Origin of the sequence: Streptomyces sp. NBC_00597 (genome assembly GCF_041431095.1) — a bacterium.
In the GTDB taxonomy this organism is placed as follows: Bacteria; Actinomycetota; Actinomycetes; order Streptomycetales; family Streptomycetaceae; genus Streptomyces.
Genome location: NZ_CP107757.1, coordinates 4382028 through 4398171 on the forward strand (window position 1 = coordinate 4382028; position 16144 = coordinate 4398171).

At 73.7% G+C, this 16144-nt stretch carries 15 protein-coding genes; 7 read left to right on the forward strand and 8 right to left on the reverse strand.

Annotated features, from left to right (window positions below):
• Positions 1–73: 73 nt before the first annotated feature.
• The gene (locus OG974_RS19550) at positions 74–1348 is read left to right on the forward strand and encodes an LPXTG cell wall anchor domain-containing protein (protein WP_327283989.1); all 1275 of its coding nucleotides are present in this window, start codon (positions 74–76) and stop codon (positions 1346–1348) included.
• Between the two features lie 76 nt (positions 1349–1424).
• Here the strand turns inward: OG974_RS19550 and OG974_RS19555 are convergent, their stop codons facing one another.
• Positions 1425–1886: an N-acetyltransferase gene (locus tag OG974_RS19555; RefSeq protein WP_327283990.1), complete on the reverse strand. Its 462-nt coding sequence runs from the start codon at positions 1884–1886 to the stop codon at positions 1425–1427.
• A 273-nt stretch (positions 1887–2159) separates the two neighbouring features.
• Between OG974_RS19555 and OG974_RS19560 the strand changes: the two genes are divergently transcribed.
• Positions 2160–3803 (forward strand): DNA repair helicase XPB, encoded by a 1644-nt coding sequence (locus OG974_RS19560; protein ID WP_327283991.1) that lies wholly within the window; start codon positions 2160–2162, stop codon positions 3801–3803.
• On the opposite strand, the gene OG974_RS19565 is transcribed toward OG974_RS19560, so the two are convergent.
• Positions 3769–4680 carry a glycosyltransferase family 87 protein gene (locus OG974_RS19565; RefSeq protein ID WP_327283992.1) on the reverse strand — a complete coding sequence of 304 codons (912 nt, stop codon included), beginning with the start codon at positions 4678–4680 and terminating at the stop codon, positions 3769–3771. The genes OG974_RS19560 and OG974_RS19565 overlap by 35 nt on opposite strands.
• A 73-nt stretch (positions 4681–4753) precedes the next feature.
• Positions 4754–4939, reverse strand: a complete 186-nt coding sequence (locus OG974_RS19570; RefSeq protein ID WP_327283993.1) for a hypothetical protein — start codon at positions 4937–4939, stop codon at positions 4754–4756.
• A gap of 313 nt (positions 4940–5252) precedes the next feature.
• Here OG974_RS19570 and OG974_RS19575 point away from each other — a divergent pair, with 313 nt between their 5' ends.
• Positions 5253–7358 carry an AAA family ATPase gene (locus tag OG974_RS19575; RefSeq protein WP_371643899.1) on the forward strand — a complete coding sequence of 702 codons (2106 nt, stop codon included), beginning with the start codon at positions 5253–5255 and terminating at the stop codon, positions 7356–7358.
• A gap of 497 nt (positions 7359–7855) precedes the next feature.
• On the opposite strand, the gene OG974_RS19580 is transcribed toward OG974_RS19575, so the two are convergent.
• A complete protein-coding gene (locus tag OG974_RS19580; RefSeq protein ID WP_328763087.1) occupies positions 7856–8560 on the reverse strand; it encodes a copper homeostasis protein CutC in 705 nt (234 codons plus the stop codon).
• A 117-nt stretch (positions 8561–8677) separates the two neighbouring features.
• Between OG974_RS19580 and OG974_RS19585 the strand changes: the two genes are divergently transcribed.
• Positions 8678–9367 carry a hypothetical protein gene (locus OG974_RS19585; RefSeq protein ID WP_371643900.1) on the forward strand — a complete coding sequence of 230 codons (690 nt, stop codon included), beginning with the start codon at positions 8678–8680 and terminating at the stop codon, positions 9365–9367.
• Between the two features lie 96 nt (positions 9368–9463).
• The gene (locus OG974_RS19590) at positions 9464–10678 is read left to right on the forward strand and encodes a Cmx/CmrA family chloramphenicol efflux MFS transporter (protein WP_328765203.1); all 1215 of its coding nucleotides are present in this window, start codon (positions 9464–9466) and stop codon (positions 10676–10678) included.
• Here the strand turns inward: OG974_RS19590 and OG974_RS19595 are convergent.
• The 4 genes from OG974_RS19595 to OG974_RS19610 all read right to left on the reverse strand — a co-directional run bounded on the left by OG974_RS19595 (position 10668) and on the right by OG974_RS19610 (position 14155).
• Positions 10668–12221, reverse strand: coding sequence for a caspase family protein (locus OG974_RS19595; RefSeq protein ID WP_329313842.1), 1554 nt, complete (start codon positions 12219–12221; stop codon positions 10668–10670). The two genes, OG974_RS19590 and OG974_RS19595, sit on opposite strands and share 11 nt — an antisense overlap.
• The gene (locus OG974_RS19600; RefSeq protein WP_371643902.1) at positions 12209–13372 is read right to left on the reverse strand and encodes a hypothetical protein; all 1164 of its coding nucleotides are present in this window, start codon (positions 13370–13372) and stop codon (positions 12209–12211) included. Before OG974_RS19600 ends, OG974_RS19595 begins: the two co-directional genes overlap by 13 nt.
• A gap of 131 nt (positions 13373–13503) precedes the next feature.
• Complete coding sequence (locus tag OG974_RS19605) at positions 13504–13770, reverse strand: DUF4031 domain-containing protein (protein WP_327283997.1); 267 nt, start codon at positions 13768–13770, stop codon at positions 13504–13506.
• A gap of 7 nt (positions 13771–13777) precedes the next feature.
• Positions 13778–14155 carry a hypothetical protein gene (locus tag OG974_RS19610; protein WP_327283998.1) on the reverse strand — a complete coding sequence of 126 codons (378 nt, stop codon included), beginning with the start codon at positions 14153–14155 and terminating at the stop codon, positions 13778–13780.
• A 101-nt stretch (positions 14156–14256) separates the two neighbouring features.
• Here OG974_RS19610 and OG974_RS19615 point away from each other — a divergent pair, with 101 nt between their 5' ends.
• On the forward strand, positions 14257–15210 hold the full coding sequence (locus tag OG974_RS19615; protein ID WP_371643905.1) for a MurR/RpiR family transcriptional regulator: 954 nt from the start codon (positions 14257–14259) through the stop codon (positions 15208–15210).
• Positions 15207–16139: an N-acetylmuramic acid 6-phosphate etherase gene (gene murQ / locus OG974_RS19620; RefSeq protein ID WP_371643907.1), complete on the forward strand. Its 933-nt coding sequence runs from the start codon at positions 15207–15209 to the stop codon at positions 16137–16139. Before OG974_RS19615 ends, murQ begins: the two co-directional genes overlap by 4 nt.
• Positions 16140–16144 lie beyond the last annotated feature (5 nt).

A 16144-nucleotide genomic window follows, 5' to 3' on the forward strand; every position in this document is an offset into this window, starting at 1 on the left:
TTCGTCTGTTCTGCCGGCTGCCGCCGCTCCGCGCTGCTCGCCTGCCTTCGTGATTCCTTGGGGGGAGTCCACCATGTCCGCTCGCACCGCCACCCGCCGTCCCTTCCGCACCGCGGCCGCCACCGCCGTCGTCGCCGCCGTCGCCGGTACCGTCCTGATGCCGCTGTCGGCCTACGCCGCACCGGCCGAGAACGGCAACCACGACGCGCTGAAGATGACGATGGGCGCCCCGGCGCCGAGCGGCCCGCTGACCCGGGGCGGTGCGACGGAGACCTTCGAGCTGACCGCTACCAACACCACGGACAAGCCCAGCTCCTTCCACCCGTGGCTGCTCCTGCACGGCGCCGGCGCGAGCCCGCTCCAGCAGAGCGACGTCGTCTTCAAGGTCGAGGGCGTGACCGCGCCGGCGACCGAGTCCTCCATCGGGCAGCAGGACGGCGAGTGGCAGGGCATGTTCCACCCGGCGGGCAAGACCGGGGGCGAGGGCTTCGACATCCCGGCCGGCGGCAAGATGACCTGGAAGGTCACGATCGGCCTCGGCAAGAGCTACCCGACCACCAACGGCGACTTCACGCTGAAGGCCACGAGCTACTCGGGCGAGGTGGCGGAGAACAACACCGCCTCCCTGACCTTCAAGACGGACCCGGCGGTCAAGACCGGCAAGCTGGAGACCTCGTTCAAGAACGTCGGCGACTGCAAGGGCGTCCCGGCGGCCCAGTGCCGTGAGATGGACCTGAGCTACCGCCTCACCGGCGACGGCGAGTTCACCACGGCGCTCTACTCCTCGCTGAACGTGGGCTTCGGCTCCAACGTCAACGTGCCCAACCTCCAGCTGGAGATGCTGGTCGACGGCAAGTGGCAGGGCGTGAGCACCGCCGACCCCGACGCCTTCGTGCTGCCGACGATCCCGAAGGGCTTCAGCGCCGCCGCCGGCGAGCGCGTGCTGCACCTGCGGACCTCGTTCGGCCCGAACACGGACTACAAGAAGCCCACCACCGTCACCCTGCAGGCGAGCGTCAACCTCCCCGAGGGCAACACCTACGAATTCGCCAGCGCCGAGACGAAGTTCCAGCTCGCCCCGCAGACCGCGACCACCTCGCCGTCGCCGACCCCGAGCAAGTCCGCCACCACGCAGCCGTCCACGAGCCCGTCGCACTCCGCGTCCGCCACCACGGTCGCCGCCGGCAACACCAACACCACCGCGAACGGCAGCACCGGCTCCCTCGCCCACACCGGCGCCGACTCCAACACCGGCCTGTACTCCGGCCTGGCCGCCGTCCTCGTCGCCCTGGGCGGGGCCGCCGCCTGGCTCGGCGCCCGCCGCCGCCGCAGCGCCGCCCGCGGCTGACCTCCAGCACCCCGGTACACCGCAGGGGCCCGGCACACCACGTGCCGGGCCCCTGCGGCGTTCTCCGCCGCCCCTCTCACCGGGCCGCGTAGTCGATCCGCTCCGCCTCGAACGGCCACGCCTCGGCGAGCCAGCGCGTCACGGCCGCGTACAGGACCTCGTCGAGCGGCGCCCGGTCGGCCCGTACCCAGGAGCTGACGCTCACCCGCCCGGGGTCCTCCTTGCCCGGGTAGACGTAGAGGCATCCGATGACGTCGTCACCGTCCAGGACGCTGTACGTGAACCCCTTCCGCTCCGCGAAGTCCTGCGCGTGCCGGACCAGATCGGCCAGGTTCGCCTCCGCGGACATCCCCTCCGGCGGCGGCCACCCCCGCCCCTGGAAGCCGGGAGTGGCCCGCACGTGCTCGATGCTCCCGCTCCAGGCGGCGAGATCGCGTGCGTTGTGCTGCGCCCCGAGCGGTTCCAGCCGGAACCCGTCCGCTGCCAGCCCGAGGGGTACGTCGAACCCGTCCGGCACGAAAGAAGGTCGATCATCCATGCCCCGACCCTACGAACCGGCCCGCCCGCCGTCGCCGGGTTTTCCGTCCGTCTGCGCCGCCGGACTCCCGCGTCGGGCCGGCCCTCGCCGCGGACCGCGACGAACCCTCCCCACCCCGGTCGAGCGGCTCCACGACGCGATCGGGAAACGCGCACGATGGCTGCCCGGGTAGTCCGGCCGTGCGGGCCCCGGACACCGGGGCGCCCGATGCGGCAGACTGGAGGTTTGGCCGTCCGCGTCCGGGCAGCCACCCCACGCAGGAAAGGGACGTTTGTGAACGGGCCTCTCATCGTCCAGAGCGACAAGACACTCCTCCTCGAAGTCGACCACGAGCTCGCCGGTGCCGCGCGCCGCGCCATCGCCCCCTTCGCCGAGCTCGAACGGGCCCCCGAGCACATCCACACGTACCGGATCACCCCGCTCGGCCTGTGGAACGCCCGGGCCGCGGGGCACGACGCCGAGCAGGTCGTCGATGCGCTCGTCGAGTTCTCGCGCTACCCCGTCCCGCACGCGCTGCTCGTCGACGTCGCCGAGACCATGGCGCGCTACGGCCGTCTCACCCTCTCCAAGCACCCCGTGCACGGGCTGGTCCTGACCAGCACCGACCGGCCCGTGCTGGAGGAGATCCTGCGCTCCAAGCGCGTCGCCCCGCTGGTCGGGGCCCGACTCGACCCCGACACGGTGGCCGTGCACCCCTCCGAGCGCGGGCAGATCAAGCAGACCCTGCTCAAGCTGGGCTGGCCGGCCGAGGACCTCGCCGGGTACGTCGACGGCGAAGCGCACCCGATCGAGCTGGAGGAGAACGGCTGGGCGCTGCGGCCGTACCAGCAGCAGGCCGTCGAGGGCTTCTGGCACGGCGGCTCGGGCGTGGTCGTGCTGCCCTGCGGCGCCGGAAAGACGTTGGTCGGCGCCGGGGCCATGGCGAAGGCCAAGGCGACCACGCTGATCCTGGTCACGAACACGGTCTCGGCCCGGCAGTGGAAGCACGAGCTGGTCAAGCGGACCTCGCTGACCGAGGAGGAGATCGGCGAGTACTCCGGCACCCGCAAGGAGATCCGGCCGGTCACCATCGCCACCTACCAGGTCCTGACGACGAAGCGGAAGGGCGTCTACCCGCACCTGGAGCTGTTCGACTCCCGGGACTGGGGCCTGATCCTCTACGACGAGGTGCACCTGCTGCCGGCGCCGGTGTTCAAGTTCACCGCCGACCTCCAGGCCCGGCGGCGGCTCGGCTTGACCGCGACGCTGGTTCGGGAGGACGGCCGCGAGTCGGACGTGTTCTCGCTCATCGGCCCGAAGCGGTTCGACGCGCCGTGGAAGGAGATCGAGGCGCAGGGCTACATCGCCCCGGCGGACTGCGTCGAGGTCCGCGTGAACCTGACCGAGAGCGAGCGGCTGGCGTACGCGACCGCCGAGACGGAGGAGAAGTACCGCTTCTGCGCGACGACGGCGACGAAGCGGAAGGTCACCGAGGCGCTGGTGCGCAAGCACCAGGGCGAGCAGACGCTGGTCATCGGGCAGTACATCGACCAGCTCGACGAGCTCGGCGAGCACCTGGACGCGCCCGTCATCAAGGGCGAGACCTCCAACGCACAGCGGGAGAAGCTCTTCGACGCGTTCCGCGAGGGCGAGATCAGCGTGCTGGTCGTGTCGAAGGTCGCGAACTTCTCCATCGACCTGCCCGAGGCCACGGTCGCGATCCAGGTGTCCGGAACGTTCGGCTCCCGCCAGGAGGAGGCCCAGCGGCTGGGCCGCGTGCTGCGCCCGAAGGCGGACGGCCACGAGGCGCGGTTCTACTCGGTCGTCGCGCGCGACACGATCGACCAGGACTTCGCGGCACACCGCCAGCGCTTCCTGGCCGAACAGGGCTACGCCTACCGCATCATGGACGCCGACGAACTCCTGACGAGCGACTGACACCCCACAGATCGTGGCCGAGTACACGGTGTCGCGAGGCCGGCTGCTGCTCGTGCTGCTGAAGATCTTCGACGACGCGGACGTCCTGCTGCCCCAGGGTTGATCTGCGCACGGGGACCATGACGAGGTCCGGCTTCGGGTCCGGGCGGCGGCGGGTCGTCGCCGCCCGGACCAGGAGGGCGAGGAGCGGGACGGACCACACCCACAGGTGCGGCCAGTCCAGCAGCAGGGTCCGGACGGAGACGGGCGGGTGCCGGGCCCAGAACTCGGCCGAGGCCTGCGGGAGGACCAGCAGCCCGAGCAGCGCGGTCCCGGTGAAGGCACCCAGCGCCGTCAGAGCGGCCCGGATCCGGCGGGTCAGCAGCAGGTACGGGATGAACAGCGCCGGGGTCAGGGTGATCCCGGCGGCGGTGCCCAGGGCGAAGCCCTTGCCGAGGGCGGCGCGGGGCCGGCACAGGTCCCACAGGACCAGGCAGGCCAGCGCCAGGTTGATCTGGCCGGCGAGCAGGCTCTGGAACAGCGGCTCCACCCACAGACCGGCGATGGTCGCGGCCAGGACGGGCCCCGGGCGGGCCCGCAGTCCCGCGAGGCGGCACGACATCACGATCAGCAGGGCGAGCAGGCCTGCGTTGCCGAGGACGAAGACGGCCTTCAGGACGCCCGTGGGCAGCCAGGCGGCCGGGGTGAACAGGATCGCCGCGAAGGGCGGGTACGCGGCGGGAGGACGCCACTCGGCACCGCTGAAGCCGTCGACGAGGCCGTCCGCGATCGGGATCCGCATCACGATGCAGAGCACGCCGAGCACGAGGAGCGAGCCCGTGAGCAGCACGCCGACCAGGGGCGACGGCGGGGGGCTGGGACGGGGGCTCCGGGTCACGCGCGTGACCCTAGTGGATCATCGGCGTGGCTCCGCCGCTATCCGGCCAGGTCGCTGCGCGGGGCGGACCGGGTCAGCGGCGTATGACGCCGGCGTCCTCGCCGTATTCACCCAGGACGACGACGCTCACCGCGGCCGCCACGAAGACCTTCGCGGCGCGCAGGGCGTTGCCCACCAGGTGGCGCGGACGGGAGTCGGAGGTGGCGGTGGCGCCGCTAGGGCGGCCGCCCTGGATCGGGGTGAAGGTTGCGGTGCTCATGTATCCATGGTGCTCTTCCGCCCCGGTCACCACATCGCCCGCGGGGCGGAACCGCAGGCCTTCGCGCCTACTCCTCCCGACCCATGCCGTCCCCTAGGGCCTCTGCCCCAGGTCTGACACTCCCCGGTACTACACCCGTACGGACGTCCCGCCCGGAGGGACTTCCCTCCCGAATATTGCGTTCGCGCCCGACCGGCCCACTGACTACAATCTCCGCTCTTGCCGCCTCCCAGCGCCGTTTCGGGGAGAGCCGCCCGCCGCACGGAAACCGGCGGGCATCGTTCCGTACCGATCAGCAGCTGGAGGCATTTCCGTGTCCGCGCACGCCCCCGAAGCCGGTTCCCCAGCCCCCGCCGCCCCCGGCACCGACTCCGGCGCCCGCCCCCTCGCCCGCGAACAGGCCCACCTCACCGCCTCCCGCGCCGCGCTCCGCGCCATGCGCGAGGACGTGGAGGCCCTCGACATCCGCGACGTCACCGCGAACTGGGTCAACGCGATCGTCCTCCAGGCCCAGATCGACGACCGGATCAAGGCCCTCGCCGACCTCGCCCACACCCCGCTCTTCTTCGGCCGCCTCAACTACTTGCACGCGCCCGGCGCGGAACTCGCCGAAGGCGCGGAGGGCGAGCAGTTCTACATCGGCCGCCGCCACGTCCACGACGCCGACGGCGACCCCATGGTGATCGACTGGCGCGCGCCCGTCTCCCAGCCGTTCTACCGGGCCTCCAAGAACGACCCGCAGGACATCGCGCTGCGCCGCCGCTTCGGCTACACGGGCGGCGAGCTGACCGCGTACGAGGACGAGCACCTCTCCGATCCGGCGGAGGCCGCCGCCGCCGTCAGCAAGCTGCTCCAGCAGGAGATCGAGCGGCCGCGCGTCGGCCCCATGCGCGACATCGTCGCGACGATCCAGCCCGAGCAGGACGAGATCGTCCGCTCCGGACTGTCCGGTTCCGTCTGTGTGCAGGGCGGCCCGGGCACCGGGAAGACGGCGGTCGGCCTGCACCGTGTCGCGTACCTGCTGTACGCCCACCGCGAGCGGCTCGCCCGCACCGGCACGCTCGTCATCGGACCGAACCGTTCCTTCCTGCAGTACATCGAGCAGGTCCTCCCCGCCCTGGGCGAGCTGGAGGTCAAGCAGGCCACCGTCGAGGACCTCGTCACCCGCGACGGCCTGGAGGTCCGTGGCGCCGACGCCGCCGCGACCGCCGTCGTCAAGGGCGACGCCCGCATGGCGCAGGTGCTGCGCCGCGCGGTCCGCTCGCACGTCACCCCGCCCGCCGAGCCGCTGATGGTGGTGCGCGGTTCGCGCCGGTGGCGGGTGCCGGCGTACGAGCTGGAGGAGATCGTGGCGGAGCTCCTGGACCGCGACATCCGCTACGGCGCCGCCCGCGACGCGCTGCCGCAGCGGATCGCGCACACGGTGCTCGTACGGATGGAGCAGGCGGGCGAGGCGCCGGACGACCGCGTCCAGGACGCGGTGGCGCGGGGCGCCGCCGTTAAGGCCGCGGTCAAGGCGATGTGGCCGGCGGTGGACCCGGCGAAGCTCGTGCTGCGCCTGCTGTCGGAACCGGAGTTCCTGGCGCAGCACGCGGAGGGCGTGCTGACCGACGACGAGCAGCGGCTCCTGCTGTGGTCCAAGCCGTTCCGTAGCGTGAAGTCGGCGAAGTGGTCGACGGCGGACCTGGTGCTGATCGACGAGGCGGCCGACCTGGTGGAGCGCACGCACTCGCTCGGCCACGTCGTGCTCGACGAGGCGCAGGACCTGTCGCCGATGCAGTACCGGGCGGTGGGCCGGCGCTGCACGACCGGCTCGGCGACGGTCCTGGGCGACCTCGCGCAGGGCACGACCCCGTGGGCCACCCGCAGCTGGGCCGAGGCGCTGGCGCACCTGGGCAAGCCGGAGGCGGTGCTGGAGGAGCTGACGGCGGGCTTCCGCGTGCCGCGCGAGGTGATCGCGTACGCCTCGCGGCTGCTGCCGTCGATCTCCCCGGGGCTGGCCGCGGTCTCCTCGGTCCGTGAGACGCCGGGCTCGCTGGTCGTCGCGCCGGCGACGGACCTGACCGCCTCGGTGATCGACGCCTGCCGCGACTCCCTCGGCCACGAGGGCTCGATCGGCCTGATCGCGGCGGACGCCCGGATCCCGGAGCTGGCGCGGGCGCTGGAGGCGGCGGGGATGCCGTACCTGTCGCCCGGCGAGGAGACGACGGCGCAGGCACGGCTGACCCTGGTGCCGGCGTCGCTGGCGAAGGGCCTGGAGTACGACTACGTGGTCCTGGACGAGCCTGCCGCGATCGTGGCGGGCGAGCCGGACGAGCGCACCGGCCTGCGGCGCCTGTACGTCTGCCTCACCCGCGCCGTCTCGGGCCTCACGGCCCTCCACGCGACCCCGCTGCCGCCCGCCCTGGCCGGGGCCTGACCCACCCCACCGCCCCGCCGGGGCCGCCCCCTCCCAAGCCGACGGGCTTGCGGGCCGGAGTCCACGGGCCGCAGGCCCGCTGGCCAGCGCCAGGGCCCCGGGCCCGGGGCCCTGGCGGCGGCGCCCCACCGGGGAGGCGCGGCCCCGGGCGGCCCCGGGGCCGGCCGGGCGCCGGGCCAACACGCCGACACCGCGCCTGCGGGCCGCAGGCCTCCGGGCTGAGGGCCACGGGCCGCGGGCCCGGGGCTCTGGCGGCGGTGCCCCACCGGGGAGGCGGGGCCTCGGGGGCCCCGGGCCGGCCGGGCGCCGGGTCAACAGGCCGACACCGCGCCTGCGGGCCGCAGGCCTCCGGGCCACGGGCTGCGGGCTGCGGGCCTGCGGGCCTGCGGGCCACGGGCCCGGGGCCCTGGCGGCGGTGCCCCACCGGGGAGGCGGGGCCTCGGGGGCCCCGGGCCGGCCGGGCGCCGGGTCGACGGGCGGGGCCTCGGGTGGCGGTGTCAGGTGAGGGCGGTTCGCCAGGCGGCCACCGCCGGCGCTGAGACCGGGCCCGACCAGCCGGAGGGCCGGGCCGCGCCGCCGATGTGGAAGGCGTCGATCCCGGCGGCCCGCAGCGCCGGCAGGTGGGACAGCGTCAGCCCGCCGCCCACCAGGATCTGCGCGGTGTACCCCGGCTCGCCCTGCCGCGCCGCCTCGGCCAGCAGCACCGGCAGTCCCGCGTCGACCCCGGTCGCCGAGCCCGCCGTCAGGTACGTGTCCGGGCCGGAGGGCTCCGGGAGCTCCGCGAGCGTCTTGCGCAGCTGGTCCCGGTCCGCGGCCCGGTCGATGGCCCGGTGGAAGGTCCACTTGCAGCCGTGCAGTTCCGCCACGACCGCCTCGATCGCGGCGAGGTCGGGGCTGCCGTCCGGCGCCAGGAACCCGAGGACGAACTCGGCCGCGCCCTCCGCCCGCAGGGCCCGCGCCTGCGCGACCAGCAGGTCCACGTCCGCGGCGGAGCCCGCCGCGAAGCCGTCCGTGGTGCGGAGCATCACGCGCAGCGGGATGTCGACCGCCGCCCTGATCGCCGCGAAGGTCTCGCGCGGCGGGGTGAGCCCGTCGGCGGCCATGTCGGTGACCAGTTCAAGTCGGTCCGCCCCACCGGCCTGGGCCGCGACCGCGTCCTCCACGTCGAGGGCGATCACCTCCAGGACTGCACGGTTGCTCATTGGGCCCCACTCCTCCGGAAAGCTGCTGGTATGCAAAATAGGTCTAGTCCAATATCCAGAGTACGGGCCCGCGCCCACCCTCCACCAGCGCCATCACGCCACCCGCACAATGTGCCCATGGACCGCATGGACCCCGAGCCCGACACCGAGCCCGACACCGCGCTCGACACCGCCCCGCTCCGCGCCCGCTGGCACGCGAGCGCCGCTGCCGCCGGCGCCGCCGCCGATAGCGATCCCGACCCGTACGCGGACCGGCTGCTGGCCGCCTGGGCGGAGCCCTGGCGGCGATACCACACCACCGCGCACCTGGCCGACGTACTCGCACGGATCGACGTACTCGCCCCGCACGCCGCCGACCCCGCCGCCGTGGAGCTCGCCGCCTGGTTCCACGACGCCGTCTACCGTCCCGACCGCTCCGAGAACGAGGAGCGCAGCGCCGCCCTCGCCGAGCGCGCGCTGCCCGAGCTCGGCATCGACGCGGCCCGCACCGCCGAGGTGGCCCGCCTGGTCCGGCTCACCGTCACGCACGCCCCCGTCCCCGGCGACACCAACGGCGAGGTGCTCTGCGACGCGGACCTGGCCGTCCTCGCGGGCGGGCCCGACGCGTACGCGGCGTACGTCGCGGCCGTCCGCGCCGAGTACGGCTTCGTCCCCGAGGACGCCTTCCGCACCGGCCGGGCCGCCGTACTGCACCAGCTGCTCGCCCTGCCCCGCCTCTTCCGCACCCCGTACGGCAGCGCGCACTGGGAGGCCCCGGCCCGCCGCAACCTGGCCGCCGAGCTGGCCGACCTGAGCGCCGGAGAATGAACGCGGGGAACGGGACCGGGGAATGAGACCGGGGGAATGGGATCCGGTTCGCGGAGGTTTGCACGGGACGTGCCCCCAGCTCCCGCCCGCTCCCGCATGCCCGTCGCCGTCTACGTGCTCGGCCTGTCCGTCTTCTCGCTCGGGACCAGCGAGTTCATGCTCTCCGGGCTACTGCCGCCCATCGCCCGGGACATGAACGTCACCATCCCGCAGGCGGGCCTGCTCATATCGGCCTTCGCGATCGGCATGGTCGTCGGGGCGCCGCTGCTGGCCGTGGCCACGCTGCGGCTGCCGCGCCGCACCACCCTCATCTCGCTCATCAGCCTCTTCGGCCTCGGGCAAGTCGCGGGCGCACTGGCCCCCTCGTACGAGCTCCTCTTCGCCTCCCGCATCGTCTCCGCGCTCGCCTGCGCCGGCTTCTGGGCCGTCGGCGCGGCCGTCGCCATCGCGATGGTCGGCAAGGACCAGCGCGCCCGGGCGATGGCCGTCATGATCGGCGGCCTGTCCATCGCCAACGTCCTCGGCGTCCCCGCCGGCGCCTTCCTCGGGGAGCACCTGGGCTGGCGGTCCGCGTTCTGGTCGGTCGGCGCGGCCTCGGCGGTCGCCCTCATCGGCATCCTGGCCCTGATCCCGGACATCCCGCTGCCCGCCGTACGGCCCACCCTGGCGCGGGAGCTGCGCATCTACCGGGACCGCCAGGTGTGGCTGTCGATCGGCATCACGGCACTGGCCGCGGGCGGGGTCTTCTGCGCGTTCAGCTACCTGTCGCCGCTGCTGACGGAGGTCGCCGGGCTGGGCGCGGCCCGGGTGCCGTGGGTGCTGGCGCTGTTCGGCGTCGGCGCGCTCGTCGGCACGACGATCGGCGGGCGGATCGCGGACGCGCACCTGTTCGGGGTGATGCTGTGGGGGATCGCCGCGTCCACGGTGTTCCTCCTCGCGCTGGCCCTGTTCGCGTCGGCGGCGGTGGCGGCGGTGGGGCTGTCGTTCCTGATCGGGGTCTCGGCGTTCTTCACGGCTCCGGCGCTCAACGCCCGCATGTTCAACGTGGCGGGCGCGGCCCCGACCCTGGCCGGAGCCACCACGACGGCGGCGTTCAACCTGGGCAACACGGGCGGCCCCTGGCTCGGCGGCACGGTGATCGACGCCGGCCAGGGCTTCGCGGCGACGGCCTGGGCGGGCGCGGCCATGACGGCGACGGCCATCGCCCTGACCGCGCTCGCCCTGCGCCTGCACCAGCGCGAGCAGCGGGTGACGCGGATCGTCGCGGCATCGCCCGCCCGACCCGCGCCGGCGGACACCGTCAGTAGGTGAACCACTGCCCGTGCCCGGTGACCTTCGGGTTGATCGGGGCGTTCGGCGCGGCCCCACCCTCCAGCTTGGTGCTGACGTGGACCTCGTAGGCCGTGTTGTGGACCAGCGCCATGGTGACCGGCGACGTCAGCACCAGGGGATCCGGACCCGCATTGATGGTCCATGGCTCCGGCCGGCCCTCGGGGTACAGGTACTTGTTCCCGTCCTTCAGGCTGAGCCAGAGGTACACGGTCACCTTGGTCGGGACCTTGGCGCTGACGTACGCACGCATGAAGACCTTCGTGCCCTCGATCACGACGCACGGCTTTTCGCTGGCCTGTGGGGCGTCCGTGGCCACCCCATAGCCCGAGCACGACTCGCCGGCACCCGCGGCCGTGGACGCCGCGGCCTGGACCTGCGGCGTCGGGGTGCCCGACGGGGCCGGCGCGCTCGGCGCCGGGCTGCTCGCAGCGGGCGGGGCGGGGGCGGAGGGCGAGGCGGAGGGTGAGGCCGACGGACTCGACTGCGCCGCCGTCCGACCGCTCGGGGCGGCCTGCCCGTTGCGCCCGTCGCCGCCCTCCTTGCCGTTCAGGGCCACCGCCGCGATCACGGCGATGGCCACCAGCACGGCAGCCCCGGCCCATACGACCGCGGCCTTCCGGATGCCTGCGCCGACGCCCCGACCCGCCTTCGGTGCGGGCCCGCCCGGCTCCCCGCCCGGCTCTCCTCCCGAGGCCGTCGTCGCCGGGCCCTGCCGGATTTCCACGTCGCCGCCGAAGGGCTGGATCACCAAGGTCACCGGGGTCTGGAGCTGCCGCCCACCCCTGCCGGTGCGGTACTCCGTGAAGTGCTCCTTGACGTGCGCGACCAGCGCGTCCAGGTCGGTGTCGAGACCGGGCGAGTGCTTCTCCAGCCAGTCCATGACGGCGGTCGAGAAGGCGCCGGTCCGCCCCGTCGTGCGCTGTGTCGCCGCCTGCCCGGCCGCGGCGGCCAGCAGCATGAACTGCTGCACGGAGGTCCGGTGGCCCCTCGGGAGCGCGAGGACGGCCGGCCGGGTCTGGTCCTGGACGAAGGTCGCGCAGGCGTCCACGAGGTAGATCTGCTTGCGGCAGCGCGCCACGTCCGGCCGGGTCAGGTATTCCCGGAGGTCCATCAGGTCGAGGCAGCGCGGGTCCGTGTCCGAGGCGTCCGGGCAGAGCAGCAGCCTGCGGTCGCCCCGGTCCAGTAGACCGTGGCCGCCCCAGTAGACGTACAGGACGTCGCCCTCGGCCGCGGTCCGCGACGGTGCGAGTCTGTCGATGATCTGGTCGCGGGAGATGACGGGCTTGATCTCAACGTCGAGCTCTTCCGCCTGCTCGTTGAGGTCGGCCCACGACGTGGACATCGGTGTGAGCAGCAGGGTGATGTTCTGCGAGGGCACCCCGCGCCGACGCAGCCAGCGGGCGAACCGCATCGCGTCGGCGGCGGCGCCCGCGAGTTCCTTGTTCCCGAGGTGGCGGTAGTGCTCGATGCCGACCACGACGGCGTGCACGCGCGTCGGGTCGGGGGCGGTCAGCTCAGCCATGTGTCGACGGCGTTCCAGACGTCGGGGTTGGACCAGTACGTGGTGTGGGCCCAGGGGAAGGGCTGCTTGTTGTCGACCAGGCGGTCTTGCGCGCGGCCGGGGAACACCTCCGCGGCCTGGTACGCGAGGAAGTCGCGGCCGTCGTAGATGTTCAGCCACTTCGCGGGGAAGCCGGGCGGCAGCGTCTCGGGGTGTTCGAGCGAGACCAGGGCGCCGATCTCGTAGAAGTACGGCGCCTGCGAACCCACCGTGATCAGCTGGTCCACCCGCTCCAGCCGCTCGCGCACCAACAGGTCGACGCACGCGACGCCTCCGAGGCTGTGCGCGATGACGGTGATCGCGTCCCCGGGAGTGTTCTCGACGGTCCGCTTGATCTGGTCGCGTACGCCCTGGCCCCGGGCCTGGTAGCGCAGGATGTCCCCGATCGCGGGCAGGGCGGCGTCACCCCACGCCCCGCGCCGGGACCGGCCGCGCCAGCCGAGCGGCCTGGCGAGCAGCGCCTTCCCGAGCAGTCCCTTGACGGACCGGCCCTCGGCGTACAGGTCGGTGCTGAGCGTGTCGAGGAGCGCGTCGCGCACGATGCCTGAGACCTCGACGCCCCGGTCGTCGGCGAGGCCGAGCGTCATGGCGATCACGGCGCGGGCCACCGCCCGGCGGTGCTCGGTCCCGTCCGCGTCCGCGGTGGCCGCGGCGTCCCGTAACTCGGGCGCCCGCGCGACGGCCCGCAAGGCCTCGGCGAAGTCCTCTCCGAGACCCCGTGCGGCGAAGGCCTCGACCACCTCGGGGGCGGGGCCGTACTCGGTGATGTCGGCGAAGAACTCTTCGGAGGCCGGTAGCCCGAAGCCCAGGCCCGATGCCGGTGCGGGCTGCAGGCCCAGCAGCCGGAGCTCGTACCAGGGGTCGTCGTACAGGACCCCCCAGACCTCGATCTCGGCGTCGTCGTCCGCCGTGCCGCCCCGCGACTGCCGGTAGCGGGGGACGGAGGCGCCGTCGAGGGCCATCGACGCACCCTGCTCCCGGCCCCAGAAGCAGCCGCGGACCTCCAGCCCGGGCCGGATCTCGTCGAGGCGGGTCCGGACGGCGTCGAAGGTCTCCTTGTACGAGACCTCCCGGACTCCGGTCCCGTGTACGAACAGCACTGACCGACGCACGATCCCCCTCGGGCAACTGCGAGTGGCAGATTCGCGGGTCATCCTAATGCAGTAAATCCTCCTGCCCGCACGGCACATGACCGACCGTCATATGGTCACGGGGGTGCGTTCCGGGGCACATCCACGAGCCCCTATGCCGGGCGGCCCTTGGGGCGGCGCAGGCCTGCCCGGGTGAGGCGGCCGACCAGTTCCTTGCTGCCGATCTCCACCGCGCCCGCCGCGACCGCGTCCGCGTAGCGGTACGACGGCACGTCGTAGTGGTCCCGCTCGAACGCCTTCGCCGGGCAGCCGATCGACGCCGCGAAGGCGTGGAGTTCCTCGTACGAGACGTCGCTGACCAGGTGCGACCACATGCGGCCGTGGCCCGGCCAGGTCGGCGGGTCGATGTAGAGCGTCATCGGCGGCTCACCGGCCGGCGCCGAAGACGGGGCCGAGGCCGCCGACCGCGGCGACCTTCACTCCCGCCTTGGCGCACACCCAGTGCGGGTCAGGCCCCAACTCCGGCTCCACGTCCAGCGCGTGCGGATCGCCGTGCGAGCAGACCGGGCACAGCGGCCAGCGCCCGTACTTCTCCAGCAGCGCGTCCTGTACGTCCTGGGCGACGAGTCCGGCGAGGTAGCCGGCCCCCTCCGGCCACTGCTCCACCCACCACCGGCGGTGCGTGACCGAGTCCTCGACGAGGGAGACGACATCGGCCTCGGCGACCTCGCCCGCGACGAGATCGGCGAGAACGAGGGCGCGGGCGGCGTGCAGCGCCTGTTCCAGGGGGGTCGCGTGGTCCATGCGCCCATTGTGACCCCGTACGGGCCATGTGGTGAAGGTCCTTCTGCCCCGGTGCCGGATGGCGCCTTGACCCCAACCCCGACCGAAAATAGATTTCAAAGATGAGCGACGACCCGAAAGTAACTTTCAGCCAGGGCGAGGGTGGGGAGCGCTCCGGCGCCGCCACCGGCCCCGGCCCCGGCCTCCCGCTGCGGGCCCGCGTCCACAGCCTGGGCCCCACCATGACCCGCTCCGTACGGGCCGTCGCCGAAACCGTCGCCGCCGACCCGGCCGGCTGCTCGCGCCTCACCGTCAGCGCCCTCGCCGCACGCACCGGCACCAGCGAGGCCACCGTCGTCCGCACCGCCCGCCTCCTCGGCTACCCCGGCTACCGCGACCTGCGCCTGGCCCTCGCCGCGCTCGCCGCCCGGCAGGAGTCCACCGCGGCCCCCGCCGTCACCGCCGACATAGCCGTCGACGACCCGATCGCCGACGTCGTCGCCAAACTGGCCCACGAGGAAGCCCAGACCCTCGCCGACACCGCCGCCGGCCTCGACCTCGCCGCGCTCACCGGCGCCGTCACCGCGCTCGCCACCGCCCGCCGGATCGACATCTACGGCGTCGGCGCCTCCGCACTCGTCGGCCAGGACCTCGCCCAGAAGCTGCTGCGCATCGGCCTCGTCGCCCACGCCCACAGCGACCCCCACCTGGCCATCACCGGCGCCGTACAACTGGGCCCCGGCGACGCCGCCGTCGCGATCAGCCACTCCGGCGCGACCGGCGACGTGATCGACCCCCTCCGCACGGCCTTCGAGCGCGGCGCCACCACCATCGCGCTCACCAGCCGCCCGGGCGCACCCCTGACCCACCACGCCGACCTCGTACTGGCCACCTCCGCCGCCCGCGAGACCCGGCTGCGCCCCGCCGCCATGTCCAGCCGGACCAGCCAGCTCCTGGTCGTCGACTGCCTGTTCGTCGCCGTCGCCCAGCGGACGTACGAGACCGCCGCACCCGCGCTCGCCGCCTCGTACGAGGCGCTCGCCCCCCGCCGAACCGCCAGGAGCCCCCGCCCATGACCGCGTCGTACGCCGCACTGCGCGCCCAGCTCGACACGCTGACCACCGAGGCCTTCCGCCCCGAACTGGCCGAGATCGACCGGCTCTCCACCCTGGACATCGCCCGCACCATGAACGCCGACGACGCCACCGTCCCGGCCGCCGTCGCCGCGCAACTGCCGCACATCGCCGCCGCGATCGACGCCATCGCGCCCCGCATGGCCCGCGGCGGGCGGCTCGTCTACGCGGGCGCCGGCACGGCGGGCCGGATGGGCGTCCTGGACGCCAGCGAATGCCCGCCCACCTTCAACACCGACCCGGCGCAGGTCGTCGGCCTGATCGCGGGCGGCCCCACCGCCATGGTCTCGGCGGTCGAAGGCGCCGAGGACTCCGCCGAGCTGGCCGCCGCCGACCTCGCCGCCCTGGAGCTGACCGCCGACGACACCGTGATCGGGATCTCCGCCTCCGGCCGCACCCCGTACGCGGTCGGCGCCGTCGAGTTCGCCCGTACGCGCGGCGCGCTCACCGTCGGCCTGTCCTGCAACGCCGGCTCGGCGCTCGCCGCGGCCGCCGAACACGGCATCGAGGTCGTCGTCGGACCCGAGCTGCTGACCGGATCCACCCGCCTGAAGGCCGGCACCGCCCAGAAACTCGTCCTGAACCTCGTCTCGACCATCACCATGATCCGGCTCGGCAAGACGTACGGGAACCTGATGGTCGACCTGCGCGCCTCCAACGAGAAGCTGCGCGCCCGCTCCCGCCGGATCCTGACCCTGGCCACCGGCGCGCCGGACGAGGAGATCGAGGCCGCGCTCGACGCCACCGGCGGCGAGGTCAAGCAGGCCGTCCTCGTACTCATCGGCGCCGTGGACGGACCCACCGCGGCCGACCTGCTCACCGACACGCACGGCCACCTGCGCGAGGCCCTCGCCCTCGCCCGCGACCTCTGACTGCC